Source organism: Vibrio ostreae, assembly GCF_019226825.1.
Taxonomy (GTDB): Bacteria; Pseudomonadota; Gammaproteobacteria; order Enterobacterales; family Vibrionaceae; genus Vibrio; species Vibrio ostreae.
In genome coordinates this window covers 1348398-1375131 of the sequence record NZ_CP076643.1, presented here as the reverse complement: position 1 = coordinate 1375131, position 26734 = coordinate 1348398, and the positions used below count along the sequence as shown (strand labels likewise).

Sequence of the window (26734 nt, the reverse complement as noted above, 5' to 3'; positions counted from 1 at the left end):
CCTTGTCTCAGCTGTTCAACAGGCCCTGTCATCCCACTCCATGCAAGTCTTTCACACTCATTCATACTCGATTAAAAATATAAAATGACTACAGCCACACTGTTCAACAAAGCATGGCGGCAATTAGAAGAAACCATCTGCGTAATGATTTTCGTGGTTATGCTGGTGCTGGGTTTTGCTAATGTCATCGTGCGTACCTTTACCAACTATTCCTTAGCTTCAACTCAAGAGATTGTCATCAACGGTATGGTGGCCCTGACTCTGTTTGGTACCGCTATTGCCATTAAGCGCAGCCAACTGCTTTCGGTTGATTTTCTGATCGATAAGGTTACTCCAAGTGTTCGCAAGCTGCTTCAGGTCGCTATTAGCGGCGCGATTGTCTTTACCCTGGTGGTGATGCTGTATTACATGGTCGATCTGTTGATGAACCAATACCAATCGCAAACTCTCACCAGTGCACTTCAGATTAAAGCCTGGTACTACACAACCATCCTGCCTCTGGCGTTTGTTCTGATGATCATTCGTCAGATTGAGTGGTTGTTTACCCAGTTAAAGCGGCATACGAATTAAAAAATAAGGTGGTAGTTGTGGATATATCTGTTGGGAGCCAGATGATCATTTTGTTCTTCGCTCTGATCATCTTTGGTGTGCCAGTGGCGTTTTGTTTAGGGCTGTCTGCGTTGTTTGCCATGTGGCAGATGGACTTCGGCCTCGATATGGTGGCCGATTTAGTCATTGCCAGCAGCTCAAAGTATACCTTGCTGGCGATTCCCTTTTTCATTCTGGCCGGCAACATCATGGGCATCAGCGGTATTGCCGAAAGGATGATTCTGTTTTTCCGGGTACTGGTTGAAAAACTGCCCGGCAATATGGGGCTGGTTGGTACGGTTGTGTGTCTGTTCTGGGGGTCGGTGAGCGGTTCCGGTCCGGCTTCTGTTGCTGCTATAGGTCCGCTTATTATTAAAGGCATGGTCGAAGACGGCTACAGTAAACCGTTTGCCGCTGGGCTGGTATCGACCGGAGCCGCGTTATCGCTGATCATTCCGCCTTCGATCGGGCTGGTCATTTACGGTGTGATTGCCGAGACGTCGATCAGTGATTTGTTTCTGGCCACGATAGTGCCGGGTATTCTGCTGGGCTGCTTGATGCTGCTCATGTTGCCGTTGTCGCGCCATTATCAGGCAGATTCAGAGGCGGATCAGGCCATTTCACTGCGTGTTGCCAACAATCAGGAAGGTACTTATCTGCAGCGTCTTTACCAGGCGTTTACCCACGCTTTTTGGGGCTTATTTACGCCGGTGCTGATTCTCGGCGGCATTTACGGCGGTATATTTACCCCGACCGAAGCCGCCATCATTGCTTCTGTGTATGCCATTATTGTCGGCAGCCTGATTTATCGCACCATTAATCTCAAACAGATTTATGCCGCATTTGCCCATTCCGCGTGTTCTTCTGCGGTAGTGATGATCGTGGTCGCCTTTGCCGGCCTGTTTGGCTGGGTGATTGAGATAGACGGGCTGGTGATTGATTACTCCGAAGTGATGCTGACCATCAGCGAAAATCCCCAGATGATTTTATTTGTGATTCTGGCTATTTTGCTGACAGTGGGCATGTTTATGGACGCGGTGACTATCATGTATATCACCCTGCCGATCTTTTTGCCTGTGGTACGTGAGCTGAATATTGATTTGACCTGGTTCGGTGTCCTGCTGATGACAGCGTTGTCGATTGGGCTGATTACGCCGCCGGTTGGTATCAACCTGTTTGTGGCTGCCAATATCACCAACTGCTCACTTGCTTCTATCGCCAGAGGGGTGATTCCGTTCTTGCTGGTTTCAATTTTTGGCCTGTGCCTGTTAGTCTGGTTCCCGCAAATTTCGTTGTTTTTACTTTAAATTCGTTGTTTTACTCTAATTTTGTTGTTTGTACTTTAATTTCGCTGTTTCTATTTGCAAGCGACTACGTCAGGAGAGGAAAGGGAGATGAAAACCATCGGTATGTTAGGTGGCATGAGTTGGGAATCCACGGTCAGTTACTACAGCGCAATCAATCAGGGAGTGAAAGAGCGGCTGGGCGGACTGAACTCTGCCAAAATTTGCCTGCATAGTGTTAATTTTGATCCGATTGAAAAACTTCAGCATCAGGGGAAGTGGTCGGAGACGGCACAACTGTTGACCGAGGCGGCGATGTCGGTTCAGGCGGGCGGAGCCGATTTCTTACTGATCTGCACCAATACGATGCATAAAGTCGCCGCTGAAATTGAAGCCCATATCGATATCCCGATCCTGCATATTGCGGATGCTACGGCGCAGCAGCTGATCAAAGATGGTGTCAGCCGGGTAGGGCTGCTCGGTACCCGTTTTACTATGGAACAGGATTTCTATCGCGGCCGGTTGCGCGACAATTTTGCTATTGATGTATTAATTCCTGATGCAGAACAACGTGACATCGTCCATCAGGTGATATATCAGGAGTTGTGTCTGGGTAAAATAAATTCCGATTCGCGTCAGCAGTATCTGACGGTTATCGAGGATTTGCAGCGCCGGGGCGCGCAAGCGGTGATTTTGGGGTGTACGGAAATCGCGCTGTTGGTACAGCAAGCGCATACAGCGGTTCCGTTGTACGATACGACCCGAATTCACGCTGAACAGGCGGTGCAGTTCGCATTGTCTGAGGATTAGATGGGGCGGGGAGAGGACAATAGATTATTGAGGTTAGTGTCGTCAGTTCAGCCTGGGAACAGCCGACCCGGGCCAAAAGAGCTGCATGCGGATTTTTCATGCTGCTCAAGGTGAGGCACAACCAGGCATCCATACCGGATGCACCCGAAAATACCTCTTCCTGCTCCCGGTCGATTTAAATATCGTCATGTAGTGGTTTTGTCTCACTCGCCTGTTCAGCGCAGTAATGTTCAATAAAGGTTTCCATGCTTACCGGCTTACTGAACAGGTAACCCTGGAAATAATCGACACCATGCACAGTGAGGTAGTCCAGCTGGTCGTTACGTTCCACTCCTTCGGCAACCGTCGGGATATTCAGGCGCCGGGCGAGATCCAGTACGTTATTGACAATGTGATTGGACAGCTCATTCTCACCAATCAAGTCGATAAAACTCTTGTCTATTTTCAGGTAATCGGCCTGAAACATCTGCAGATAGAGCAGACTCGAATGGCCGGTACCGAAATCATCAATTGAGATGCGGACATGTTCATTTTTCAGGACCTGGTAGGTGTCCATGACTTCGGCTACCTGAAAGGCCTGCTCACGTTCAGTCAGTTCCAGCACCAGGTTGATATGCGGGGCATTCATCAGCTGGCGAAAACGCTGGCAGCTTTGGACGATTTTATCGTTGATTAACTGCTCGGCGCTGATGTTGAATGCGATATGGAAATTGTCCGGAAGCTGTTTGGCTACCGGGGCAAGATGCGTCGCAGTCTGTTCGAGCAGCGCCTCGGTCAGCTTTTGTGACAGCCCGCCACGTTCGATAATAGAAATGAACTCGTACGGACCAACAATTCCACGCGTCGGGTGGTGCCAGCGCACCAGAATTTCACCGCCCACCATGCGCCCGCCACTATCAAAAATAGGCTGGATGTAAGGTTTAAATTGTTGGTGGGCGATGCCCGAAGCCAACTCTCCGGCCAGCCATGCCGGCTGACACAAAAAACGATAGATCCTGAAACTGGCAAACACATACAGCATCAGAGGGATCAGCAGGTAGTAAGTTACCTGCTTGATTATCCGCCAGTGATACATGTTGCTGTCGTAGTTGAACTGCAAACTATAGTCGTAGAGATTCGACTTGAGTATTCCTCCTCTGACCAGAGCGCTTTTTTGATCCAGACTCATTACACTCCTGTGATTGATCAGTAGCGAAGGTTTAATAAAGGCCGGATTAATATCGAGCAGGGACAGAAAGTAGCGCTCGGAAACCTCGTACAACATTCCATCAGTCCGATACAGTACAGATTCAGCTTCGAGCATACCGTTTGTGAGTTCAATCGAAGGTCCCTGCATGGTCAAAGGTAGTGCAGCCAGGCTACCTTGTATTGAATGACAGTAGCCTTGAGGCTGACTTTTTGTCGCCGAGAGTCCGCCGGGGATTTTGAGCATTTCGCGTAACAAAACTGGCTGCAGCGAGGCACAATCCTGATCCGGGTATGCGCTGATATCTCGGCTTATCTTATCCAACTGGATAAACAACTGGTCTATTTGTTCAATCACATTACGGATTTCAGCTCTGGCTTGTTCGGCTAATTGATAGGTAACCCATTGGTAGGCGGCAACAAAGGAAGACAGTGTCAGGACAATAAAGAGTAAGCCAGTGTAGAACCGGGCTTTTTTTATTCTGGACAGACGATAACTGCTTAAAGTGGCTGTAGACAAATGGTTTATTCCTGCAAGACAACAAGTTAAAGGCTCAATACCGGACTACTGCCTAGCTTATAACACAATTTATTTGTGCTACAACATGATAGTGTACCTGAAATCTGTGCTTCTATTAAAGCTCAACTCAACACGAATCTCCATGTGACGACGGCAATTAATGATTTAAAATTATGTTTGGCGCTGCGTCTCTATAGCGGTATAGCGCCAAGAGGGTAAATATTTATATTGCAATGGTTCGGCTTAAACTGTGCGGCTAATGGCCGGGCCGTCAATAGGGCCGATGAATTACCAACCAAAAGCAGTCAACAGTAGGCACGACAGGGCTGGTTTTGATATCATCAGCGCCAGATTTTACGCCATTGATGGTTGGGTTTATGTTGTATTCACTACTCACTGTGTTTGCGCCTATGTTACTGGGTGCACAAATTTTGCTGACGCTGGTTTTAGTTAAAGGGGATATCTGCCCCGGACAGCGCGGACGCATTCATAAAGTACTACCGGCCATTGCTGTACTTTGGTTGGCTGTCACTTCAATTAAAATCGAAGCCTTTTTGATTGTTGCTGCGCTTTTCTATTTTTATTCTCAGGTTCAGACCAAGAAAACCCGTGACAGCGGGCCGATGTGGGTGCTGTATCTGGCTGATGGACTGGCGATTGCTTACGTGGCAATTTTGCTGGGAGACGCGCACAGTTGGTCGGCTGCGCTCTCTCTGCTGACCATGGTTGCGCTATTGGGGGCGATGTTCGGTCACCTGCTGATGACCATTGCCCGAACTCGTTTACAGGCTTTCCATCGTATTCTGCCCGTGGCTGGTATTCTTTCTGCCATGTTAACCACATTATGCATCGTGCCTTATGCGCACAGTCTCGATAGTGACAGCTTGTATGCCATGACGCAGCCATTGCTTGTCAGTTTTGCACTCTTGGTTGCCGGTATCATAGTCTGGAGTTGGCACATCATGATGTCAAAGACGGTTGATAAAGTGCAGCTTGCTGTGGCTCAGGTTATGATTCTTGCGGCATCGACCGGTTTCCACGGCCTTTACCTGATGTAATAGGGGCCTGGATGAAAAATGAGAGATATTGAGAAAGCGCCTTCGGGCGCTTTTTGTTTTTGCTGCGCCACTCTGCTCTCCGTCAGGGGTGTAAATTCACCCCGCAGGTCGGGATTTCGTTCTAAGCTTATACGGAGAAAGGGCGTTGTATGACATGACCAATTAACCTGGTTGAAGCCGACTTGCAGGTCTGCACGTCCTATCGTCCTGTAACCTGAGGAGCACCATGATGGATTTGAGTAATGCCGGTAAGTTAGACAGTGCCATTCTGTTGGGAATCGTCAATGAAAAGTTACGTCTTGAATGTGACAGCCTTGATGAGTTGGTGACCACTTATGAAATGGATGTGGATCATGTGGTCGACAAACTGAGCGCTCTCGGATTTCAGTACGATCCGCTGACCAATCAGTTTAAATGTGCCGGCACTAGCTAGGGCAGCGAGTCAATCAATGGGCCTGCTTAAGAGCAGGCCCATTGGCAAATGTATCCAGTCAGGCCATCTTGATGCCATCAAGGTGGCTTTTGCATTGCTGACGGGCAGTCGCAAAAAAGGCCTGCAGATAACGTTTATCTTTCTCACTGTTACGGGTTGCGGCAAACAAGCGGCGCCATAGTCCTTTACCAAGTGGTTTACTGGTAACCAGACCTTGGCGCGAAAACTCACTGATGGCCCAGTTTGGTAATGCCGCCACGCCAAGTCCGGCCGAGACCATCTGAACCAGCATCAGCGTATTATCGGCTTGTTTCCATTTGGCCGGCTCAATACCTGCTGGCTGCAGAAAATGTTTCACCACGTCGAGGCGCTGTTTTTGCACCGGATAGCTGAGCATGGTTTGTCCGGCTAAATCTTGTGGTGTAATGAACTCTTTTTCCGCCAGCGGATGATTGGTTGCCGTCACCAAACGCATTTCGAAATCGAACAGCGGCTCATAATGCACTTCGGAACGCGGCAGAATATCGGAAGTAATCACCAGGTCCAACTCACCGGCCAGCAGGGCTGGCAGAGGTTCAAAGCCGAAACCGGATGAGAAATCCAGTGCCACACTTGGCCAGGCAATCTGATATTCACGCAAAGCAGGCATCAGCCACTGAAAACAAGAGTGGCATTCGATCGCCATGTGCAGGCGTCCGTTCACATCTTCTTTCAGACTGGCCAGCTCATTTTCTGCTTTGGCGAGTTTAGGGAGTACCTCATCGGCCAGTTTAAGTAAGATTTCTCCTTCGGAGGTAAAGCGTACCGGACGGGTCTTACGCAGAAACAGCTGTCCGCCGATGCGGGCTTCGAGATCTTTAATCTGATGCGATAGGGCAGACTGGGTTAAATGCAGCGCTGTAGCCGTGGAAGTCAGCGAACCAGTGTCCCGCAGTGATACTAGTGTACGCAGGTGCTTGAGTTCTATCATGAGTTGCCTAGTCCAACTTGGAATTATATTTTTGAATTTACGCCGTTTCTATAGGCGTGTAAACATCTAGACGTCTATTTAATCTAAATAAACTTAAAGTAGGAGTAGTTCACCATGAATTATTTTGATAAACAAGTTGAATATCAAAGCGAGGGTTCATTTTACGGTGAGGGTGTTCAGTGAGCGGACTTTGGTCTGTATACACCTAATCTGTCGTGTGAGGGAGTCACCGTGTTATAAAAAAAAAGCGAGAGGCCTCATTGAAGCCACCTTTTCTTGTTCAATATGGCGGTAACGAATGCTATTCTGCCAAGGTCAATAAAGCAACGATAATATGACACATGGTGGATAAGGAGTATTTCCACTGTTCAGCACTCTTAGGGAAAGCAGTAATATGACAAAATCATTCGGACTTAAACAAATCCTTCTTGTTTCGGTCATGGCCTTGGTCGCGGCATCAGTCGCGATATCCAGTACCATCTCCTACCTGAAGGAATCGGAAGTGATTAGTGCAATGATCACCCGCAGCGGCGAGATCTACACCCAGGATAAAGCCAACCTGGTGCAGACCTTCATTCAGGAAAAAATCACGGCGGTGAAAGGAATAGGCGAGCTGTATAAAGATCAGCCTTATCCGGGTAATTCGGCGCAGGATTACATCGATCTGACCGAGCTGTTTGCCACCACGCTGGCGACCGGCAGCTCTTTTATCGGCTTTGAATCCAACGGTGATGCCTACTGGAACCAGATTACCGATGCATGGCCCGGACATAAATTCAATGGTGATATTCGCACCATGAGTTACTACAAGGAAGGACGTCAGTCGACGACCCCTTCACTGACGGATCCGTATCCGGATTCCGCTGATCCGAACACTTACTGGGTCAGTATTGTGCAGCGAACTCAGGATGGCATGTTGGGTGTCGACATGAAACTGGGTTTTCTCAACAAGCTGGTGGAACAATCGACCGATCTGGCCGGCAGTGCTGCCATGATCATCAACCATGATGGTACGGTGCTTGCGTCTTCACAAAATAGCGCGCTAAAACCCGGTGACAAGACTCTGGAAAGCGACTGGTTTAAAGGTGCAGCTAAGAGCATTATTGGTTCTGAGCACAGCGTGCAGGACTACCAACTGAACGGTGAAGACAAAATCTTTTACTCAAGCCAGATTAAAGTGGCTAATAAAAACTGGTACTTTGTGATTGGACAAAGTAAGGGTATCGCTTTTGCCAATCTTACCGACTCTAAGCACTCTGCGATTGTGATAGGCCTGGTCGCTACCCTGGTCAGCGTGTTGATTGCTTATCTGGTGATTCAGATGCTGTACCGTCCGATTTTATCGCTCAAACAGACCATCCACAGCCTGTCGAGCGGCAATGGCGATTTGACCCAACGTCTTGAGGTGAAATCACAAGATGAGCTTGGTCAGATAGCTCAGGGTGTGAACAACTTCATCAGCCAGTTACAAAGTATGATGCTGGAGATCAAGCAGGCTTCACAAACGCTGCAGTCGAACGTCGGTTCGGTCGAGACATTGTCACAGCGTAACGCCGACAAGCTGCGCCATCATGTTGTCGAGACTGAGCAGATCGTCACCGCGCTGGAAGAAATGAATGCGACCGCCGGTTCAACCGCGTCGGACGCTGCCAACACGTCCAATATTACCCAGCAGGCTAACCATACCAGTGTTGAGTCACGTCAGATTATGGCTCGTTCACTGGCGACTGTGGATGCACTGATTAAAGACGTGGACATGACGGTCGACAGTGTGCGCAGCATGAGTGAAGAAACTCAGAGTATTCATTCGGTTCTGACTGTGATTGGCGAAATTGCAGAACAAACCAATCTGCTGGCGCTGAATGCGGCCATAGAAGCGGCGCGAGCTGGTGAGCAGGGGCGTGGTTTTGCCGTAGTTGCGGATGAAGTGCGCAATCTGGCTAACCGCACCAAAGACAGTACCCAGGAAATCGAGAATGCGATTGGCCGTTTATTGCAGGGCAACCAGGTTGTGGTTGATGCAATGAGTAAAACCAAGCAGCGTTGTCACGACACGGCCAGCAGTTCACAGAACGTTGCTGACAGCCTGGAAACAATGGCAAGCTACATTGACGACATCAACGACCTCAGCACTCAGATTGCGACCGCAGCGGAGGAACAGAGCAGCGTCACGCATGGTGTCAGCGAGAGTATGAACGAGCTCAACCAGATTGTCACCGAGCTGGATGAGATTGGGTCACGCACTCTAGCGGGTATGAGTGACATCACTCAGGTCAACCAGCAGATCGTCTCGACCATCAGCCGCTTTAAGCTTTGATGGTTAACCTGCAAATACGTTAACCGACAGATAAAAAAACAGGAGGCTCAGGCCTCCTGTATTCTATGGACAATCTTTTTCAGTCACCATTTGGTCAATCATCAGCTGACCGCGCGTATTGCGCATCTTAATCCGGTAGCTTAGACCAACATCCAGATTGGCACGGATGTCTTTGTCATTGCAGAAGCTGTGAATGCTGTTTTGCAGCACCTGGCTGGCCGGTTTGGCTTTCGGATGGTCGATGTTATAGACCATCATCATCTCAATCATACTGCCTGTGGAGCTGGCACGCATAATATTCAGCGGACCGAGTTCAAGTGGCAACTCTGCACTCAGAATACTGGCGCGATTCGCGGCCAGCAGTTCCAGATTTTTTTCACGTTCAGCCGTCGAGCTGCAACCGGCCAGTAACGCCAGGCAGATCAGCGCCAGACCAAAGGATGATTTTTTCATATCAGAATACTTTTTTGAATGGTTTCACGATAACGTTAGCATAAACACCGGCAGTTACATAAGGATCTGCATCTGCCCAGGCTTTGGCGTCATCCAGTGAATTGAACTCTGCGATCACAGTTGACCCCGTGAATCCTGCCTCACCGGGGTTATCTGAATCGATCGCTGGCATCGGACCTGCTGTTAACAAGCGGCCTTCATCCTGGAGAGTTGTCAGTCGCTCAAGGTGAGCCGGGCGAACACTCATACGTTTCTCCAGCGAGTTTTCAACATCTTGTGAGAAGATGACGTACCACATATTAATTTCCTTATAAGTTGCTTATCGGTAAGTGTATACCTAAATTAGGTCAGAGATACTAATGTACTGAAACAGATTGAGTTTTAAAGGGCAAAAAACAGATTTTTTGATTATTTGCCTGGCTTAATCGGACGTGGACGGCCATCGGCATCAATGGCCACGTAGTTAAACGTCGCTTCGCAGACTTGAAAACGGTCCAATACTCCGTTTTCTTTGACAGGTTTTACCCATACTTCCAGATTAATTGACATCGATGTACGGCCTATTTTGGTGCATTCGCCGTAGCAACAGACGACGTCGCCCACCCGGACCGGTTTCTTAAAGGTAATGCTCGACACCGACACAGTAACGATACGTCCGCAGGAGATTTCTTTGGCCAGAATGCCGCCGGCCAAATCGAGCTGAGACATAATCCAGCCACCAAAAATATCGCCGTTTGCGTTGGTATCGGCTGGCATTGCCAGGGTTCTGAGCAGCATCTGGCCCTTCGGTGAGTGTACTTCCTGATTCATTCTTGATATCCGCAATAAACAAAACAGCGACCGTATAGGTCGCTGTAACAACAATAATAGGAATTATAACAACAAAAGTATCAGTGATTCACCTTTCGGGCACTGTTTGCTGTTTTACTCGCCAGAGTTGTTCTGCTCTTTAGGCAGGTGCTTATAAATATAGACACCGGTCAGCAGAGTGTAAGCGAAAGTCGCCGCCAGCAGGCCGAACACTTTAAAGTTGACCCAGGTGTCGAGCGGCAGCTGGTACGCGATGTAAATATTGAGGACCGCACACACAGAGAAGAAACCCACCCAGGCCCAGTTTACCTTGCTCCATACCGCTTCCGGCAGAGTGATTTCTTTGCCCAGCATGCCTTTAATCGCTGATTTGCCCATTAAATGGCTGATCGTCAGTCCCAGCGCGAAAATCATGTAGACAATAGTTACTTTCCATTTGATGAAGTTATCATCGTGCAGGAAGATGGTCATGCCACCAAAAACCGCCACCAACAAAAAGGTGATGATCTGCATTTTTTCCACTTTCTTAAACAGGAAGTAAGTCACCACTATCTGCACTGCCGTTGCGGCAATAAGTGCGCCGGTGGCGACATAGATGTCATAGAACTTGAACAGGGCAAAAAAGATGATCAGTGGGATAAAGTCGAGCAATTGTTTCATGGTGTCGATACGTCCGAATAGTAGCTTGCTGACAGTCTAACGAATTAAGACCGCCAGCTAAACATTAAATGATAATTTGAAACAAATTTGTCGGCGTTTGCGCTTGGTTACAACTGGCAGGAGAGTGCTTGAGCGTTGTGCAAGTAGCCTTCATTGCTCAGGTTTTCGACCAGTTGCTCCAACTCGTCATCGGACAAGTTAAAACAGCTCGACTTACCGGTCATGTCACGTAAGGTTTGATGGTAGGCACTATTGTCGCTGGCTCCGAATCGCTCGTGCAGCAGGGTTTCGATACCTTGGTGAATCAGAGCATAATAGCAGTGGCGTTGCATGGTCATGGTAGACCTCCTTAGTAAAGCCACTCAGGCGAAGTCTGGTTTCAAAGTTTTCTACGTGTCGATGACGTAAAAGGTGCAACGGTCAGGAGAAAATAGCAGATATGAAAAAGCCACTCCGAAGAGTGGCTTTGGCAATTTTCTCGGTGCAGTGCCCGCTCAATCAGAATTATGCTTCCTGATTCTGGTACTCTTTTTCAGCTTCTGCTTCTTCTTTGATCAGAGCATCAACGATAACCGCACACGCGGCGTCACCAGTGATGTTCAGCGCAGTACGGATCATATCGAAGATACGGTCCAGAGCGAACAGCAGTGGCAGACCTTCGATTGGAATACCTGCCGCTAGCAGTACAGCAACAACCAGGAATGACGGACCCGGTACACCTGCCTGACCAACAGCGCCCAGAGTTGCAGTGACGATGATCGCAACGTAAGCGCCCATGCTCAGGTCAATATGGAACAGTTGTGCGAAGAAGACAGCAACCAGGCCGTAGTAAATCGCGTTACCGGACATATTGATGGTTGCGCCCAGAGGCAGTACGAATGACGCGGTAGAGTTACGCACACCCAGTTCGTTTTCAACGGTGTCCATCGTTACTGGCAGAGTGGCCATTGATGATGCAGTAGACAGTGCCACGGCTTGCGGTTTCTTCATCGCTTTGATGAAGTTCTTCGCTGAAGTCTTAGTGAACAGTTGGATCATCAGCGGGTAAACCACGAAACCGAAGATCAGGATAGCGGCTACGTACACAACAAACAGCTTGAACACCACCATCAGTGCGCCGAAACCGAATGTACCCACGGCTTCAGCCATCAGGCCAAATACACCGATAGGGGCGATAATCATGACCTTGTTGATCATCCATACCATGGCATCAACAAGAGTATTTACGCCATTGATCACTGGCTCACGTTTGTTCTTTGGCTGCTTAGAAATCGCTACGCCCAGGAACAGGCAGAAGACCAGAATCTGCAGGATGTTCGCATCATTCAGTGACTGGAAAACGTTGGTTGGGATCATACCAATGATGGTGGCCCAGAAAGTTGGTAGTTCACCTTTTGATGCATATTCAGAAGAGAACATGCCTTCCACGCCGGAGACATCAATGCCTAGACCTGGCTGGAATACGGCACCCATTACCAGAGCCAGAGCTACCGCCAGCGCTGAAGTCACAGCAAAGTAACCCAGAGTTACGAAGCCGACTTTACCTGCGGACTGGCTGTCACCCAGACCGGCTGCACCTGAAATCAGGGCAACGGCGACCAGTGGGATCACCAGCATTTTGATTAAATTAATGAAAATGGCACCCAGAGGTGCAAACATTGCGGCGTCTTGACCCATGGTGGCACCGATTGCAGTACCCAGGATCATCGCAATCACGACCTGAACGCCGATGTTGCTTAATAAGTTCTTTTCTTTTAACACTTCCATAACCTCTGTGCTAACAATATTGAAATGTCCAGTATTACCCTCTGTGCATAATATATTCAGTGGATAATTGTATTGTTCCCGCTTTTTACACGTTCCTGTCACAATTGGCAATATGTAATCAGGGGGAATTTGGCATCAAACAACTATTTTATTGACGTGAGTAGGATTTTTAAGCACACGAAAACGTTTGCTTTGAAGTTTTAAGTAAGTGAAATGTCAATGAATTAGCACAGTATAAGGAAGGAATAAAACGGGGACTTGTTAGTAAAGTGTTTGGTTTCTGACATGAGTAAGAAACCAAACACTTATCTTAACAGCATTTACCGATAAGTTGCTGCTTTCATATTACGGGTGAATTGTGCTAACTCTGTTAACATTTTCTCATCGTCACCCTGGTTGGTCTCGATAATTTTTACCACGGCTGAACCCGAGATAGCGCCGGCTGCGCCGGAAGCGATAGCCTGTTTAACCTGCTCCGGTTCGGAAATGCCAAAGCCAAGCAGAGAGGGTGGCGCATTATACTGGTTGAGTTTGTCCAGCTGAGTCAGGACCGGCATCTTAGCTTTAGTTTCGGTACCGGTGACACCGGCACGAGACAGCAGGTAAGTGTAACCACCACCGAGTTTGGCTACCGATTGCAATGTTTCATCACTCGCTGTCGGCGGTGCGATGAAAATTGGCTTGATACCGTATTTATTTGCCGCTGCGACAAATTCTTCACTTTCGTTGGTCGGGACGTCCGCCACCAACACCGAATCGATGCCCGTTTGCTGGCAACGTTGGTAGAAGTTGTCAACACCACGTGCGTAAACCAGGTTCGCATACATCAGCAGGCCAATTGGCAGTTCCGGATACTGAGCACGGATTTTACCAATCAGCTCAAAGCAGACACTCGGAGTCGTTTGGGCGTCCAGAGCACGAATATTTGCGCCCTGAATGGTCGGACCGTCCGCCAAAGGGTCAGAAAACGGGATACCCAGTTCCAGAGCATCAGCACCTGATTCGACCAGCGTTTGCATGATACGCAGTGATTGCTCCGGATTCGGATCGCCGATGGTGACAAACGGAACGAAAGCCCCCTGTTTGTTGTCAGCCAGACGCTGGAATAGCGATTGATAGCGGTCCATTAGATCTCTCCTTTTTCTTCTAAAATCTTCAACACGGTGAAGATATCTTTGTCACCACGGCCGGAAAGGTTAACCACCAGCAATTGTTCTTTATCAGGTTCGGCGTACGCCATTTTCACTGCCTGAGCCAGTGCATGCGAAGATTCCAGCGCAGGGATGATGCCTTCATTGCGGGCCAGTTTCTGGAACGCTTCCAGCGCTTCATCATCGGTAATGCTTTCGTATTCGGCGCGGCCAATCGCGTTCAGGTGCGCATGCTGCGGGCCGACTGACGGGAAGTCCAGACCAGCAGACACAGAGTAAGACTCTTCAATCTGACCGTCTTCGTCCTGCATCATCGGTGCTTTCATGCCGAAGTAAATGCCGGTTTTACCGTGTTTCAGCGGCGCGCCGTGCATGTCGGTATCAATACCTTTACCCGCTGGTTCAACACCAATCAGGCGCACTGACTCTTCTTCGATGAAATCGGCGAACATACCGATAGCGTTTGAACCGCCGCCGACACAGGCAATCACTGCATCCGGCAGACGCCCTTCACGCGCCAGGATTTGGTTCTTGGTTTCTTCACCGATAATGCGCTGAAATTCACGTACGATAGTCGGAAACGGGTGAGGGCCTGCGGCAGTACCCAGCAGGTAGTGCGCAGTTTCGTAGCTGCCAGACCAGTCACGCAGCGCTTCGTTACATGCATCTTTCAGCGTTGCGGAACCGGAGTGAACCGGGATCACTTCCGCTCCCATCAGGCGCATACGGAATACGTTCGGGCTTTGGCGCTCGACGTCTTTCGCCCCCATGTAAACGCGGCATTTCAGCCCCATCAGCGCACAAGCCAGAGCGGTGGCAACGCCGTGCTGACCTGCCCCTGTCTCTGCAATGATTTCCGTTTTTCCCATGCGTTTAGCCAGCAGAGCCTGACCCAGTACCTGGTTGGTTTTGTGCGCGCCGCCGTGCAGCAGATCTTCGCGCTTCAGGTACAGCTTGGTTTTGGTACCCTTGGTGATGTTTTGCGTCAGAGTCAGCGCGGTCGGACGACCCGCATACTCTTGCAGCAGGGACATAAATTCAGAACGAAATTCAGGATCTTCCTGTGCGTCGATAAAAGCCTGTTCCAGCTGGTCGAGTGCCGGAACCAGGATTTGTGGTACAAACTGACCACCGTATTCGCCAAAGTAGGCGTTTAATTTTGCCATGATCTTATTCCTTCAATAACCGTTTCTTGCGATTTATGGTTATGGTCAATTAGTAATTACGGATTTCGTTGAATGCCTGGCGCAGTTTGGCCATGTCTTTTTTACCCGGCTCGCTCTCAACTCCTGAGTTGAGGTCCAGACCGAGGCAGCCCAGCTGGGCCGCTTGTTTGACATTGTCCGGATTAAGGCCGCCGGCCAGCATAATGCGTTGTGGGTTGTCGATCAGGTTCCAGTCAAACACACGGCCGGTGCCGCCACTCTGGTTGCCCACTTTGGCATCAAGCAAGTGACGATCGACGTTATTCAGCATGGCTGGTAACGTGTCTTCGATGCCGTACGCCTTCCATACTTCAGTCTGCTCCGGCAGGCGGGCGTTGAGTTCATCGACATAAGCCTGGTCTTCATCACCGTGCAGTTGGACGGCAAACAGACCCAGGTCAGTTGCGATATCAACGACAGCATCGATACTGTGATTCTGGAACACACCCACGTATTGCAGCGGCGCACCGCTCATGGTCATACGTGCGGTCTCGATATCAACGTAGCGTTTCGATTTTTCCACAAAAATCAGACCACCAAATGCCGCGCCAGCCTGATACGCTTTCACCGCGTCGTCGGCATGAGTCAGCCCACATACTTTGTTTTCACCCAGCACCACTTTACGTACGGCCAGTTCAACATTGTCCTGACTCATCAGTGAGCTGCCGATCAAAAAGCCATTGGCGAAGCGGGACAGGTCACGTACTTGCTGGTGAGTGTAGATACCGGACTCGGAAATCACTGTGGTACCTTTTGGCAGTTTCGGTGCCATTTGTTTGGTACGGTTAAGATCCGTCGTCAAATCGCGCAGGTTTCGGTTGTTGATACCGATAACTCGTGCCTGTAGTGCCACGGCGCGCTCCAGCTCTTCATCGTTACTGACTTCTGTCAGCACGCCCATGCCCAGCTCGTGAGCCACGTTAGCCAGCTCACGGTAAGTGTCGTCATCCAGTACAGATAACATCAGCAGAATAGCATCGGCGCCGTAGTGACGAGCAAGATAAACCTGGTAAGTGTCGATCATGAAATCTTTGCACAGCACTGGCTGGGAAACCTGGGCACGCACGCGTGGCAGGAAGTCAAAACTGCCCTGAAAGTACTTCTCATCAGTCAGTACAGAGATGGCATTCGCGTACTGGTTGTAGACCGACGCGATGTAGTCCAGATCGAAATGCTGACGAATCAATCCCTTCGATGGCGATGCTTTTTTGCATTCCAGAATGAATACGGTGTTGTCGCCGCTGAGCGCATCGTAGAAGCTACGATCGGAAGCAGTCAGCAGAGATTTGAAGGTTTCCAGTGGTTGTGAGGCTTTGCGCTCAGCAACCCAGGTCACTTTGTCAGTGACGATTTTTGCCAGTACTTCGGCCATCTGGGCATTGTGCACCGAAATGTGCTCAGACAATTGTCCGGATGATGGGGTGTGTGCTTTGTTCTGTTCAGACACGTTTTGTTCAGACATCAGGGGATTAACCTCGCTCTGCTAGTTGTTGTACCAGATCAAACGCTTTGCCTGAGTTCATGACATCAATGGCTTGTTGTGCGTTGGCTTTCAAATCTTCAAAGCCAAACATGCGCAGCAACAGGGCAACGTTCACCGCCACTGCGGCGACCTGAGCAGATGTCCCCTTGCCAGTCAGAATGTTTTCGATGATGAGGCGGTTTTCCTGTGGATCGCCACCTTCAATGGCTTGCAGCGGGTAGCTGTCCAGGCCAAAGTCTTGCGGCGTAAGGGTGTACTCGACAATTTTACCATCTTTGATTTCGGCAACCAGTGTCTCTCCATGAATTGCCACTTCGTCCAATCCTGAACCATGAACCACAGCGGCTCGTTTCAAACCCATTTGTACCATGGTTTCGGCGATAGGACGAACCAATTCTGGGCTGTATACGCCCATTAGTTGGATATTCGGGCGAGCCGGGTTAATCAGCGGGCCGAGAATATTGAAAATGGTGCGGGTTTTCATGCTCTGACGCACTGGTGCCGCATGGCGGAAACCACCGTGATATTGCGGCGCAAACAGGAAGGCGACGCCGAGATCGTCCAGAGCCTGACGGGTATTCTGTGCGCTCATTTCCATGTTGATACCAAATGCGCTGAGCAGATCCGATGAACCGGATTTGCTCGATACTCCGCGGTTGCCGTGTTTGGCCACTTTGACCCCACAAGCTGCCGCAACGAACGCTGAGGTGGTTGAAATGTTGATGGTGTTAGCGCCGTCGCCACCGGTACCGACGATGTCGGCAAAGTCATAATCCGGGCGTGGGAAGGGGCTGGCATTCGCTACCAGGGCGCGTACTGCACCGACGATTTCGTCTGGTGTTTCACCTTTGATTTTCAGTGCGGTCAGCGCGGCAGCCATCAGAGGTTGCTCACACTCACCACGGATAATGTAGTCAAATAGTGCCTGGCTCTCATCCTGAGTCAGCGCCTGCTGTTCATACAGCTTATTAATGATCGCTTGCATTGCTTTCTCTCCGTATCCTGCCAGCTCGTTGATGTATATCAGTTATTCAGCGAGCGGTTAATCTTTTGTCTGTCGTGTTCGCGCCGGATCTGTCGTCTGCGAATTGGGTCTGACGTCAAATGAAAGGGACGTCGTTATGCTTTATCCATCGCCCAGTTAATCGCGTTCGCGAGCAGAGTCGCACCCTGAGTGGTCATGATGGATTCCGGGTGGAACTGGAAACCGCACAGTTTGTCGGCATCGTTGACGATCGACATCGCCAGGCCATCCACTTCAGCGGTGACGGTCAGGCTGTCCGGCACTTCGGTCGCAACCAGAGAGTGATAACGGGCAATGGCCAGCGGAGAAGGCAGCCCCTGATAAATCGGGTGCTGGTTATGCTCCATCATAGAAACTTTACCGTGTACGATTTCACCGGCACCAGCCACAACGCCGCCGTAGGCTTCCACCATAGCCTGGTGTCCGAGACAAATACCGATCATCGGTACTTTGCCTTTCAGGCGTTGCAGGATTTCCGGCATGGAACCCGCGTCCGATGGCGCACCCGGACCCGGTGACAGAACCACGACTGGGTTGTCGAGTTTGGCCACCGCCTGCTCAATCACATCGGCCGGGATGTGATTACGGTAGATGGTCACTTGATGGCCAAGAGAACGGAATTGATCAACCAGGTTGTAGGTAAAAGAGTCAAAGTTATCGATAAAAACGATATTGGCGGTTTGAGTTGTTTGCGTCATGTTGAGTCTCCTTACGCCTGGTGTGCAAATTGAATCGCGGAAATCACCGCCTGAGCTTTGCCTCGGGTTTCATCGGCTTCCGATTGTGGGTCAGAGTCATACACCACGCCCGCACCAGCCTGAACCTGAGCAATACCGTTTTCAACAAACGCAGAGCGAATGACGATACAGGTGTCTAAATCACCTTCACCAGTCAAGTAACCCACTGCGCCGCCGTAGCTGCCACGGCGTTCTTTCTCAACATCACGAATCAACTGCATGGCGCGGATTTTCGGCGCGCCGGTCAGGGTGCCCATGTTCATGCAGGCCTGGTAAGCGTGCAGGGCATCCAAGTCACTGCGCAGTTGGCCAACTACGCGGGAAACGAGGTGCATCACGTGGCTGTAGCGATCAACTTTGAGCAGGTCCGCCACGTGACGGCTGCCGGCTTCGGCAATACGCGCCACATCATTACGGGCCAGGTCAACCAGCATCATATGTTCGGCGTTCTCTTTCTTGTCGCAGCGCAGTTCCAGTTCCAGACGGCTGTCGAGGTCGAAGTTAATCGAACCATCCGCATTTTTACCGCGCGGGCGGGTACCGGCGATCGGGTAGATTTCAATCTGGTTGGTGTCTGTTGCGTATTTCAGCGCGCTCTCCGGTGAAGCACCGAACAGGGTGAAGCGTTCATCCTGCATGTAGAACATGTACGGGCTCGGATTGCTCTCTTTCAGGCGCTGGTAAGCGGCCAGAGGGGAAGGGCAAGGCAGGAAGAAACGGCGTGATGGGACGACCTGGAAAATATCGCCTTTAATCACGTGATCTTTCAGATCGCGCACGATATCGCAGAACCGTGCGTCTTCAATATTAGTGGTCAGTTCAACGTTTGGCAGCTTAGTGGCCTGCGGCAGAGTCAGGTTCTGCGACGTTTGCGCTTTGATCTCTTCCTGACGGGCACGCAGCGTTGCTTTGACGGCACTGTCAGAGGTAAACGCCGTTGCCTGTAACTGGCAGGTCGCGGTCTGGTGGTCGATGATCATCAGGTTCTCAGACACATAGAACACGTAATCCGGACAGTCGTTGATTGCCGCGGCTTCACCGAGTGGTTCAAAGTTTGCCACCATATCGTAAGCAAACAGACCACCAAGGAAGAGCGCGTATTTATCTTTATCGCTCAGATCAAAGCTGTGCTGCACCAGGCGCAGCGCATCAAATGATGACGCTTCACGCAGGCGCGAATCTTCATCTAATGTATCGCATGGTGTGGTAAACGTCAGCGTCAGGGTTGACTCGCTGCGCTGGCTCGGGATGTCTGCCACAACGTTTTGCGCCAGAACGTCGATCAGAGCACGGCCGTTATCACTTAATGCCTGAAAGGTTACTTCGTGGCCGTAACAGATGATGCGTGCAGCGGCATCAACCAACAGCAGGCTTTTCAGGTTTTGTTTTGAGTCGATTTCGGCAGATTCCAGCAACAGGCAGTCTGTTTTACCGTCACACAAAGCGTGAAACAGTGCGGTTGGATCCTGGGTGTACGGCAACGTCGTATTCAGTACTTCAATGGTTGCGCGATTTTTGATTTCAATGGCCTTGTTCACAAGACCTCCTTATCTGAATTTTGCGTTTGCCGGTTGGGTTTGTTCGCTGTAATGCAGACTGATGTATGGAGCGAAACCCGACGAATAATATAATGAAAAATAAAATAAAAAGCCCGCTAAGTCAGCGGGCTTCTTGAAAGACGTTTCCTGTCAGACAGGTATACGCGAGCCCACTAAGAACTTGTCCAAGTGTGCCACCAGTTTAGCGCTGCAACAGCAGGGCTGAATTGGGGATTATGGTTTGCTGTAATTTCTAGTAACATGGGAACCTTAAACTGTGCTCTCGTATTTGTGTACTAGTAAACTAGTGCGGAGGTCGAAAGTCAAGCCCAAATAACCGGCAAATTAAAAAAATTATGAAAATTGACCTACACAGTCACACCACGGCATCTGATGGTCGTCTGAGTTTCGAGCAACTGATTGAAAGAGCGGTTGAATTTAACATCGATGTGCTGGCGATCACTGACCACGATACGGTCGATTCACTGCAACCGGCACGTGAGTATATTCAGTCCCGGCAACATGCGATTACCCTGATCAACGGGATTGAATTCTCGACCGTGTGGCAAAACAAAGACATTCATATTGTCGGCCTGAATATCGATATCCAAACGCCGGAGCTGCTGCGTTTAATTGAAGCGCAAAAAGCGCACCGTGTGGCGCGGGCGGAAATGATTGCCGAGCGTCTGGAAAAGGCGACCCGTGAAGGTGTTTTAGAAGAAGTGCAAGCCATTGCCGGCGATGCGCCGATCACGCGTGCCCATTTTGCCAAATGGCTGGTGGATGCCGGCTATGTGAAGAATATGCAGCAGGTATTTAAAAAATATCTGACCCGCAACAATCCCGGTTATGTGCCACCGAACTGGTGTACAATGAAGGACGCGATTGATGCTATCCATGCTGCCGGCGGCCAGGCGGTGCTGGCCCATCCGGCCCGTTACGATCTGACCACGAAATGGCTGAAACGCCTTATCGAGGCGTTCAGTGAAGCGGGTGGCGATGCGATGGAAGTGGCCCAGCCACAACAAGCGCCGCAAGAAAAACGCAATCTTGCCGATTATGCGATACAATACAATCTATTAGCTTCTCAAGGGAGCGACTTTCATTACCCGTCCCCGTGGATGGAATTAGGGCGCAATCTTTGGTTGCCTTCCGGAGTAGAACCTGTTTGGAAAGATTGGACCAATCTTTCCAAACATCCAGTCGAGAGACTCAATGATGAGGTATCACAATGAGCCAGTTTTTTTATGTGCATCCTGAGAATCCACAGACCCGTTTGATCAATCAGGCGGTAGCAATTATTCGCAATGGCGGTGTCATCGTATACCCGACCGATTCCGGTTATGCGCTGGGTTGCCAGTTAGAAAATAAACATGCCCTGGAGCGTATCTGTCAGATCCGCCGTCTGGACGACAAACATAATTTTACTCTGCTGTGCCGCGATTTATCTGAGCTATCTTTATATGCACGCGTTGATAACACGGCTTTCCGCTTGCTGAAGAACAACACGCCGGGTCCTTACACCTTTATTTTTAAGGGCACCAAAGAAGTGCCGCGTCGCCTGATGAATGCAAAGCGTAAGACGATAGGTATCCGCGTGCCAGACAATAAGATCGCGCTGGATCTGCTGGAGGCGCTGGGTGAGCCGCTGATGTCCACTTCGCTGATTCTGCCGGGTAACCAAACCACGGAATCGGATCCGGAAGAGATTCGCGATCGCCTTGAGCATGCGGTTGATGTCATTCTGGCCGGCGGCTATCTGGGCGAACAACCAACCACAGTGATTGATTTCAGCGAAGATGAAATGCAAGTGGTGCGTTTAGGTGCGGGCGATCCGACACCATTTGAGTAATCGAACAGGCGCTAATAAAAAGATGCTTTTTCGCGGATTTTTTGCGATAATACGCGACCGCGATTTTGAGGTCGCATCTTGTTATTCGACGTCTGAGAAGACGACATCATAGGTAGATAAATGAGCGAAAAGTTACAAAAGGTTTTAGCACGTGCTGGTCATGGTTCTCGTCGTGAGCTGGAAGCTCTGATCCGAGCTGGGCGCGTAAGTGTTAATGGCAAGGTAGCTGTCCTGGGCGAACGCCTGGATGATGAAAACGCCATCGTGCGTATAGACGGACACGTTGTGTCAGCTAAAGCGCAGGAAGAAGTTGTATGTCGCGTTCTGGCTTACTACAAGCCGGAAGGTGAACTTTGTACCCGTCACGACCCGGAAGGTCGTCGTACGGTGTTTGATCGTCTACCAAAAATTCGTGGCTCGCGCTGGATTTCGGTGGGCCGTCTGGATGCCAACACCTCGGGTCTGCTGCTGTTTACCACTGATGGTGAGCTGGCAAACCGTCTGATGCACCCAAGTCGTCAGGTTGAACGTGAGTATCTGGTGCGTGTGTTCGGTGATGTGACTGAAGACAAAGTACGCAACCTGGTACGCGGCGTTGAGCTGGACGATGGTATGGCTCGTTTTGAAGACGTAGTCTACGCTGGCGGTGAAGGCATGAACCATACGTTCTACGTGGTGATCAACGAAGGCCGTAACCGTGAAGTTCGTCGTCTGTGGGAATCACAGGAAACGACAGTAAGCCGACTGAAGCGTGTGCGCTACGGTGACATCTTCTTGGATAAAAAACTGCCTCGTGGCGGCTGGATGGAACTGTCACTGAAAGACGTTAACTATCTGCGTGAGTTGGTCGAACTGAAGCCGGAAAACAGCACTATGCTGGATCTGTCGAAAGACAACACTTCTCGTAAACGTGAGCGTTCACGCAGCCAGAAGATTCGTCGTGCAGTTCGTCGCCATGAAGAGCGCGTCAGCACACCAGCCGGCGGTCGTGCCAACTCTCGTCGTAAAGAGGGTGGCTCTCGCGGTAAAGCAGCCAGTGAACCACGTAAAGGCCGTTAAGTCAGCCGCTCTGGTCTGAGTCTGGTTAATCGTAACCTGATGACAGCAGCAGTGATAAAACATATTGAATAGCAAAGCCCGGGCCATGCTCGGGTTTTTTATTGCCGTTGGATTATTTTACTGCCGCTGGATCGTTTTAAGACTGGCGTTGTTCAGGCAAGAAAAAGCCCCGCGGATAAGCGGGGCTGAGGTTAAGCAGCACTGATACGGTTTAGGTTACAGCGTCTGATTGAGCTGGAAGTAACGGCCTTGCTCGGCCAGCAACTGATGATGGTTGCCATGCTCGACAATCTCGCCCTGTTCAATCAGGCAAATGGTATCCATCTTTTCCAGTTCCACCAGACGGTGGGTGATGAAGATGACCGTTTTGTTGGTAAAGTGCGACTCAAACAGCGCCATGATTTGCTTTTCGGTCTGCTTGTCGAGACCTTCGGTTGGCTCATCAAGCAGCAGAATCGGGCCGTTGTGCAGCAGTGCACGGGCGATACCGATACGGCGTTTTTCACCCCCGGACAGCTGACGACCCGCGTCACCCAGCCAGGCATCCAATCCCGGAGCATCAAGCAGTTTACCAAGGCCGACTCGTTGCAGAGTTTCACGCAGCAGGGCATCATCGGCATCCGGTTTGGCCATGATCAAATTGTCACGTAGCGTGCCGTTCAGGATATCAACGCGCTGGCTGACCACGCTGATCGCCGCGCGCAGGTCGCTTTCATTCCAGTCTTGCAGTCGGGTTCCGGCAATGCGGACTTCACCTTGCTGTACATCCCAGTAGCGGCACAGCAGCTGGATCAGGGTCGATTTACCCGAGCCCGTCTGACCGACGATGGCGGTTTTGTGGCCGGCCGGAATGGTCAGGCTGACATCACGCAGGACTGGCTGCTCGCTGTCGTTGTACGCAAAGCCGATGTTATCAAACGCGATATCAAACTGGCCCGAGTGGCGGGTAGTGTCCGTTGGGAATACCACATCCGGTTCGGCTAAAATCACCTCATTAAGACGACGCGCTGAAGTCAGGGTTTGGCCCAGATATTGGAACGCTCCGGCAATCGGCATCAGCAGCTCAACACTGGCCATCGTCGCGAATACCACTAGCGCAATCATAGGATCCGGTGCCTGACCGTTAACGCCGTCTGCGGCGAGCCATAGCATCAGGACCAGAGTCCAGCCGTTAGCCAGCATCAGCAGGGCAGAGGCCAGGCCGTTAAAGCTGGCGTTGAGTTTCTGGTTAGCCAGCAGTTTTTCCTGTGCGGTGTAAATCGCTGCGCGATAGCGTGCTTCAGCGCCAAAGATGGTCAGTTCGCTGTAACCTTGCAGCCAGTCCAGGGTCGCGACACGCATGTCGGCTTTATTTTGGGTCAGCTCGGCACCATTGCGTTTACCCAGTTTGTAAAACAGCACCGGCCAGGTCAGCAGCAGAAGCAGCAGGATGGCGCCCAGCGTCAGGCCAAGGGTTTGATCAAACCAGCAGATTAACGCGGTCAGGCCGGCTACACCGAGTACACCAATGGTGACCGGGCTGATAAGGCGCAGGTAAACATGGTCCATCGCATCGATATCTGCCACCAGACGGTTGAGCAGATCCGCATCGCGCAGGTTAGACACGCGGCCCGGGATCATTGGCGCCAGTTTCTGGAAGAAAAAGATGCGCAGATCGGTCAGCAGCTTAAACGTGGCGTTGTGGCTGACCACGCGCTCACCCCAGCGGCCGGCAGTACGGCCCATTGCAAAACCACGCACAAATGCGCCGGGCAGCATGTAGTTAAAGGTTTCGCGCGCAACGGTCAGGCCGGCCACCGCAGCGGCGGACAAGAACCAGCCGGACAGGGTAAGCAGGCCGATAGACGCGCCCAGAGTGGCGAGGCCAAGCAGCATGCCCAGCGTCAGACCAAACCAGTGCTTTTTATACAGTTTCAGGTAGGGTAATAAATCACGCATCTAAGTTCCCCTTATCGGCTTCGTGCAGCGCCTGGTTAGACGCCAGCATATCGGCAAACAGTCCTGGTTGCTGGCTCAGCGCAGTAAAATCGCCGGCCTGGACCAGGGCGCCATCCTGCATCACCAGAATCTGACTGACAGATTGCAGTGGCAGTAACTGGTGTGTCACCAGCAGCGCGGTTTTGTGGGTGATTTGTTGAGTCAGACCTTGCATTACCAGTTGCTCACTGCGGGCATCCAGACTGGCGGTAGGTTCATCCAGCAGCCAGAAGCGGCCTTGTTGCAGCATCGCACGCGCCAGAGCAAGACGTTGAGCCTGACCGACTGACAGGCCTCCGGAGCGGTCGCTGATCGGGTAATCCAGGCCCTGTTTGTTGACAAACTCAGCGGCAAAGGAGTGCTCAAGTACCTCTTGCACCTGGTTGTCACTGATGTTGGATTTGCCGAGGGTAATGTTTTCACGAATGGTGCCGTGTACCAGTAGCGGGTTCTGACCGACCCAGCTGATGTGTTTACGCCAGCTGGCGTGATCAAGCTGACTAAGCTCGGTGCCGTTGATGGTCAGGCTGCCGTCATAAGGCATAAAACCGAGAAGCGCGTTAATCAGGCTGGTTTTACCGGCACCACTCGGGCCGACCAGGGCGGTTGTCTCGCCGCGATTGAGGCGGAATGAGACCGGACCAACCAGGCGCTGACCTTCGGGGCTGAACACCTGCAGATCAGTGGCAATGATTTCGACATCATCCGCATCCTGCATTTGCGCAGAGCCGGATTGGACTTTGCTGACGTCGATATCAAGAAACTCGACGATGCTTTCAGCGGCGCCAACGGCTTGCTGTCTGGCATGGTAGAACGTACCCAGATCGCGCAGCGGTTGATAAAATTCCGGTGCCAGCACCAGAATGAAAATACCGGCAAACAGGGTCACACCAGCGCCGTAGTAGCCAAAGTCCAGTTCACCGATGAAGCTGAAACCAAAGTAAACCGCGGTAATGGCGATAGAAACCGAAGTGAAAAACTCCAGTACAGCGGAGGAGAGAAACGCTATCCGCAACACATCCATCGTACGCTTACGGAATACTTCCGAAGCGCCCCGCATCTGCTCGGTTTCCGCAGCAGTGCGGTCAAACAGACGAATGGTGGTCATTGATTGCAGGCGGTCGTAAAAATGGCCGGACAGGCGCTGCAGCGCTTTGAAGTTTTTGCGCCCTGCGTCGGCCGCTTTAATACCGACCAGTGCCATAAACAGCGGCACCAATGGCGCGGTGATCAGGAAGATCAAACCCGCAGCCCAGTTGACCGGGAATACCACGACAAGAATCACAAACGGGATCAGCACAGACAAGGACATTTGCGGCAGGTAGCGGGCAAAGAAGTCATGCATATTTTCGACCTGTTCCAGGGTCAGCGTCGCCCAGGCACCCGCCGGTTTGCCTTTAATATAGGCAGGCCCAAGGGTGCGCAGTTTGTCGAAAATCAGTTGCCGGATGTAGATCCGGATCTCTTTGCCGGCACGAAAGCCAGCCAGTTCGCGGCCCCAGGAGCACGCGGCGCGTATTGCAATGATGACGATCAGTCCCGCAAAGTAGGGGACTAACTCATACTTGTCGACATGTTGAATGATGAGCTGATGTAATACCGAGGCGAGCAGAGCGGCTTGCGCGAGCAAAAACACACTGGATAATACGCCTAGCCCAATAGCCAGCATTAACCAGCGCTTGGCCAGTTTGCTCTGCTGTTTGAGCCAGATATTCAAGCTCCGTTGCTTTTTCTTATCCATATACTTGAAGGCTTATCTTGAATTCTTATGATTTTGAAAGTGGGCTAGTATACAAAAGAAAACCCGGTGGATATACCACCGGGTTTGCTGCTAACTTGTCAAAACTGAAAAAT

The 26734-nt window shown here is 50.8% G+C and carries 25 protein-coding genes and 1 other annotated feature; of the genes, 9 read left to right on the top strand and 16 right to left on the bottom strand.

What is annotated here, in order from left to right; all coding sequences use genetic code 11:
- The first annotated feature begins 84 nt into the window (after positions 1-84).
- From KNV97_RS12355 to KNV97_RS12345, 3 genes are all read left to right on the top strand, one after another.
- A complete protein-coding gene (locus KNV97_RS12355) occupies positions 85-570 on the top strand; it encodes a TRAP transporter small permease (RefSeq protein WP_218563238.1) in 486 nt (161 codons plus the stop codon).
- 17 nt (positions 571-587) lie between these two features.
- Positions 588-1895 carry a TRAP transporter large permease gene (locus KNV97_RS12350; RefSeq protein WP_206208390.1) on the top strand — a complete coding sequence of 436 codons (1308 nt, stop codon included), beginning with the start codon at positions 588-590 and terminating at the stop codon, positions 1893-1895.
- An 87-nt stretch (positions 1896-1982) separates the two neighbouring features.
- Positions 1983-2681, top strand: a complete 699-nt coding sequence (locus tag KNV97_RS12345) for an aspartate/glutamate racemase family protein (RefSeq protein ID WP_218563237.1) — start codon at positions 1983-1985, stop codon at positions 2679-2681.
- Between the two features lie 175 nt (positions 2682-2856).
- Here the strand turns inward: KNV97_RS12345 and KNV97_RS12340 are convergent, their stop codons facing one another.
- Positions 2857-4386 carry an EAL domain-containing protein gene (locus tag KNV97_RS12340; protein ID WP_218563236.1) on the bottom strand — a complete coding sequence of 510 codons (1530 nt, stop codon included), beginning with the start codon at positions 4384-4386 and terminating at the stop codon, positions 2857-2859.
- 377 nt (positions 4387-4763) lie between these two features.
- Between KNV97_RS12340 and KNV97_RS12335 the strand changes: the two genes are divergently transcribed.
- On the top strand, positions 4764-5444 hold the full coding sequence (locus tag KNV97_RS12335; RefSeq protein ID WP_136484116.1) for a hypothetical protein: 681 nt from the start codon (positions 4764-4766) through the stop codon (positions 5442-5444).
- A 229-nt stretch (positions 5445-5673) separates the two neighbouring features.
- Positions 5674-5877, top strand: a complete 204-nt coding sequence (locus KNV97_RS12330) for a DUF4250 domain-containing protein (RefSeq protein WP_218563428.1) — start codon at positions 5674-5676, stop codon at positions 5875-5877.
- Positions 5878-5935: 58 nt separating this feature from the next.
- Here the strand turns inward: KNV97_RS12330 and metR are convergent, their stop codons facing one another.
- Positions 5936-6847 carry an HTH-type transcriptional regulator MetR gene (gene metR, locus KNV97_RS12325; protein ID WP_136484114.1) on the bottom strand — a complete coding sequence of 304 codons (912 nt, stop codon included), beginning with the start codon at positions 6845-6847 and terminating at the stop codon, positions 5936-5938.
- A 394-nt stretch (positions 6848-7241) separates the two neighbouring features.
- Between metR and KNV97_RS12320 the strand changes: the two genes are divergently transcribed.
- Entirely contained in the window at positions 7242-9164 is a 1923-nt protein-coding gene (locus KNV97_RS12320; RefSeq protein WP_218563235.1) for a methyl-accepting chemotaxis protein, read from the top strand.
- A 63-nt stretch (positions 9165-9227) separates the two neighbouring features.
- Here KNV97_RS12320 and KNV97_RS12315 read toward each other — a convergent pair whose 3' ends face one another.
- From KNV97_RS12315 to KNV97_RS12260, 12 genes are all read right to left on the bottom strand, one after another.
- Positions 9228-9617 carry a GspS/AspS pilotin family protein gene (locus KNV97_RS12315; RefSeq protein WP_218563234.1) on the bottom strand — a complete coding sequence of 130 codons (390 nt, stop codon included), beginning with the start codon at positions 9615-9617 and terminating at the stop codon, positions 9228-9230.
- 1 nt (position 9618) lies between these two features.
- The gene (locus KNV97_RS12310; RefSeq protein WP_136484111.1) at positions 9619-9915 is read right to left on the bottom strand and encodes a YciI family protein; all 297 of its coding nucleotides are present in this window, start codon (positions 9913-9915) and stop codon (positions 9619-9621) included.
- A gap of 110 nt (positions 9916-10025) precedes the next feature.
- Complete coding sequence (gene yciA, locus KNV97_RS12305) at positions 10026-10427, bottom strand: acyl-CoA thioester hydrolase YciA (RefSeq protein WP_136484110.1); 402 nt, start codon at positions 10425-10427, stop codon at positions 10026-10028.
- 114 nt (positions 10428-10541) lie between these two features.
- Complete coding sequence (locus tag KNV97_RS12300) at positions 10542-11087, bottom strand: septation protein A (RefSeq protein ID WP_136484109.1); 546 nt, start codon at positions 11085-11087, stop codon at positions 10542-10544.
- Between the two features lie 107 nt (positions 11088-11194).
- Positions 11195-11425: a phage protein GemA/Gp16 family protein gene (locus tag KNV97_RS12295; RefSeq protein WP_136484108.1), complete on the bottom strand. Its 231-nt coding sequence runs from the start codon at positions 11423-11425 to the stop codon at positions 11195-11197.
- Between the two features lie 166 nt (positions 11426-11591).
- The gene (locus KNV97_RS12290) at positions 11592-12854 is read right to left on the bottom strand and encodes a dicarboxylate/amino acid:cation symporter (protein WP_136484107.1); all 1263 of its coding nucleotides are present in this window, start codon (positions 12852-12854) and stop codon (positions 11592-11594) included.
- Between the two features lie 320 nt (positions 12855-13174).
- The gene (gene trpA / locus KNV97_RS12285) at positions 13175-13981 is read right to left on the bottom strand and encodes a tryptophan synthase subunit alpha (RefSeq protein ID WP_218563233.1); all 807 of its coding nucleotides are present in this window, start codon (positions 13979-13981) and stop codon (positions 13175-13177) included.
- The gene (trpB, locus tag KNV97_RS12280; RefSeq protein WP_218563232.1) at positions 13981-15171 is read right to left on the bottom strand and encodes a tryptophan synthase subunit beta; all 1191 of its coding nucleotides are present in this window, start codon (positions 15169-15171) and stop codon (positions 13981-13983) included. The genes trpA and trpB overlap by 1 nt, the downstream gene beginning before the upstream one ends.
- A gap of 49 nt (positions 15172-15220) precedes the next feature.
- Positions 15221-16672, bottom strand: a complete 1452-nt coding sequence (gene trpCF / locus KNV97_RS12275; protein ID WP_136484104.1) for a bifunctional indole-3-glycerol-phosphate synthase TrpC/phosphoribosylanthranilate isomerase TrpF — start codon at positions 16670-16672, stop codon at positions 15221-15223.
- A 7-nt stretch (positions 16673-16679) separates the two neighbouring features.
- A complete protein-coding gene (gene trpD, locus KNV97_RS12270; protein WP_218563231.1) occupies positions 16680-17678 on the bottom strand; it encodes an anthranilate phosphoribosyltransferase in 999 nt (332 codons plus the stop codon).
- 134 nt (positions 17679-17812) lie between these two features.
- Positions 17813-18415: an aminodeoxychorismate/anthranilate synthase component II gene (locus tag KNV97_RS12265; RefSeq protein ID WP_136484102.1), complete on the bottom strand. Its 603-nt coding sequence runs from the start codon at positions 18413-18415 to the stop codon at positions 17813-17815.
- Between the two features lie 11 nt (positions 18416-18426).
- Positions 18427-19992, bottom strand: coding sequence for an anthranilate synthase component 1 (locus KNV97_RS12260; RefSeq protein ID WP_218563230.1), 1566 nt, complete (start codon positions 19990-19992; stop codon positions 18427-18429).
- A 103-nt stretch (positions 19993-20095) separates the two neighbouring features.
- Positions 20096-20198 (bottom strand) — a sequence feature (Trp leader region).
- A 150-nt stretch (positions 20199-20348) separates the two neighbouring features.
- Between KNV97_RS12260 and rnm the strand changes: the two genes are divergently transcribed.
- The 3 genes from rnm to rluB all read left to right on the top strand — a co-directional run bounded on the left by rnm (position 20349) and on the right by rluB (position 22903).
- A complete protein-coding gene (gene rnm, locus KNV97_RS12255; RefSeq protein WP_136484099.1) occupies positions 20349-21227 on the top strand; it encodes an RNase RNM in 879 nt (292 codons plus the stop codon).
- A complete protein-coding gene (locus tag KNV97_RS12250) occupies positions 21224-21844 on the top strand; it encodes an L-threonylcarbamoyladenylate synthase (protein ID WP_136484098.1) in 621 nt (206 codons plus the stop codon). The genes rnm and KNV97_RS12250 overlap by 4 nt, the downstream gene beginning before the upstream one ends.
- Positions 21845-21964: 120 nt before the next feature.
- Positions 21965-22903 carry a 23S rRNA pseudouridine(2605) synthase RluB gene (gene rluB, locus KNV97_RS12245; protein ID WP_136484097.1) on the top strand — a complete coding sequence of 313 codons (939 nt, stop codon included), beginning with the start codon at positions 21965-21967 and terminating at the stop codon, positions 22901-22903.
- A gap of 216 nt (positions 22904-23119) precedes the next feature.
- Here the strand turns inward: rluB and cydC are convergent, their stop codons facing one another.
- Both cydC and cydD read right to left on the bottom strand, forming a co-directional pair.
- Complete coding sequence (gene cydC, locus KNV97_RS12240; protein ID WP_136484096.1) at positions 23120-24841, bottom strand: heme ABC transporter ATP-binding protein/permease CydC; 1722 nt, start codon at positions 24839-24841, stop codon at positions 23120-23122.
- Entirely contained in the window at positions 24834-26621 is a 1788-nt protein-coding gene (gene cydD, locus KNV97_RS12235; protein WP_136484095.1) for a heme ABC transporter permease/ATP-binding protein CydD, read from the bottom strand. The genes cydC and cydD overlap by 8 nt, the downstream gene beginning before the upstream one ends.
- Positions 26622-26734: the final 113 nt, after the last annotated feature.

Excerpts from the sequence above, each read along its gene's own strand:
- trpA (WP_218563233.1), bottom strand. The coding sequence starts at position 13,981 with ATGGACCGCTATCAATCGCTATTCCAGCGTCTGGCTGACAACAAACAG.
- KNV97_RS12265 (WP_136484102.1), bottom strand. The coding sequence starts at position 18,415 with ATGACGCAAACAACTCAAACCGCCAATATCGTTTTTATCGATAACTTT.
- KNV97_RS12320 (WP_218563235.1), top strand. The coding sequence starts at position 7,242 with ATGACAAAATCATTCGGACTTAAACAAATCCTTCTTGTTTCGGTCATG.
- KNV97_RS12295 (WP_136484108.1), bottom strand. The coding sequence starts at position 11,425 with ATGACCATGCAACGCCACTGCTATTATGCTCTGATTCACCAAGGTATC.
- KNV97_RS12300 (WP_136484109.1), bottom strand. The coding sequence starts at position 11,087 with ATGAAACAATTGCTCGACTTTATCCCACTGATCATCTTTTTTGCCCTG.
- metR (WP_136484114.1), bottom strand. The coding sequence starts at position 6,847 with ATGATAGAACTCAAGCACCTGCGTACACTAGTATCACTGCGGGACACT.
- KNV97_RS12355 (WP_218563238.1), top strand. The coding sequence starts at position 85 with ATGACTACAGCCACACTGTTCAACAAAGCATGGCGGCAATTAGAAGAA.
- KNV97_RS12330 (WP_218563428.1), top strand. The coding sequence starts at position 5,674 with ATGGATTTGAGTAATGCCGGTAAGTTAGACAGTGCCATTCTGTTGGGA.
- yciA (WP_136484110.1), bottom strand. The coding sequence starts at position 10,427 with ATGAATCAGGAAGTACACTCACCGAAGGGCCAGATGCTGCTCAGAACC.
- KNV97_RS12250 (WP_136484098.1), top strand. The coding sequence starts at position 21,224 with ATGAGCCAGTTTTTTTATGTGCATCCTGAGAATCCACAGACCCGTTTG.
- KNV97_RS12315 (WP_218563234.1), bottom strand. The coding sequence starts at position 9,617 with ATGAAAAAATCATCCTTTGGTCTGGCGCTGATCTGCCTGGCGTTACTG.
- KNV97_RS12310 (WP_136484111.1), bottom strand. The coding sequence starts at position 9,915 with ATGTGGTACGTCATCTTCTCACAAGATGTTGAAAACTCGCTGGAGAAA.
- rnm (WP_136484099.1), top strand. The coding sequence starts at position 20,349 with ATGAAAATTGACCTACACAGTCACACCACGGCATCTGATGGTCGTCTG.
- cydC (WP_136484096.1), bottom strand. The coding sequence starts at position 24,841 with ATGCGTGATTTATTACCCTACCTGAAACTGTATAAAAAGCACTGGTTT.
- KNV97_RS12345 (WP_218563237.1), top strand. The coding sequence starts at position 1,983 with ATGAAAACCATCGGTATGTTAGGTGGCATGAGTTGGGAATCCACGGTC.
- cydD (WP_136484095.1), bottom strand. The coding sequence starts at position 26,621 with ATGGATAAGAAAAAGCAACGGAGCTTGAATATCTGGCTCAAACAGCAG.
- KNV97_RS12290 (WP_136484107.1), bottom strand. The coding sequence starts at position 12,854 with ATGGAAGTGTTAAAAGAAAAGAACTTATTAAGCAACATCGGCGTTCAG.
- rluB (WP_136484097.1), top strand. The coding sequence starts at position 21,965 with ATGAGCGAAAAGTTACAAAAGGTTTTAGCACGTGCTGGTCATGGTTCT.
- KNV97_RS12335 (WP_136484116.1), top strand. The coding sequence starts at position 4,764 with ATGTTGTATTCACTACTCACTGTGTTTGCGCCTATGTTACTGGGTGCA.
- trpB (WP_218563232.1), bottom strand. The coding sequence starts at position 15,171 with ATGGCAAAATTAAACGCCTACTTTGGCGAATACGGTGGTCAGTTTGTA.
- trpCF (WP_136484104.1), bottom strand. The coding sequence starts at position 16,672 with ATGTCTGAACAAAACGTGTCTGAACAGAACAAAGCACACACCCCATCA.
- trpD (WP_218563231.1), bottom strand. The coding sequence starts at position 17,678 with ATGCAAGCGATCATTAATAAGCTGTATGAACAGCAGGCGCTGACTCAG.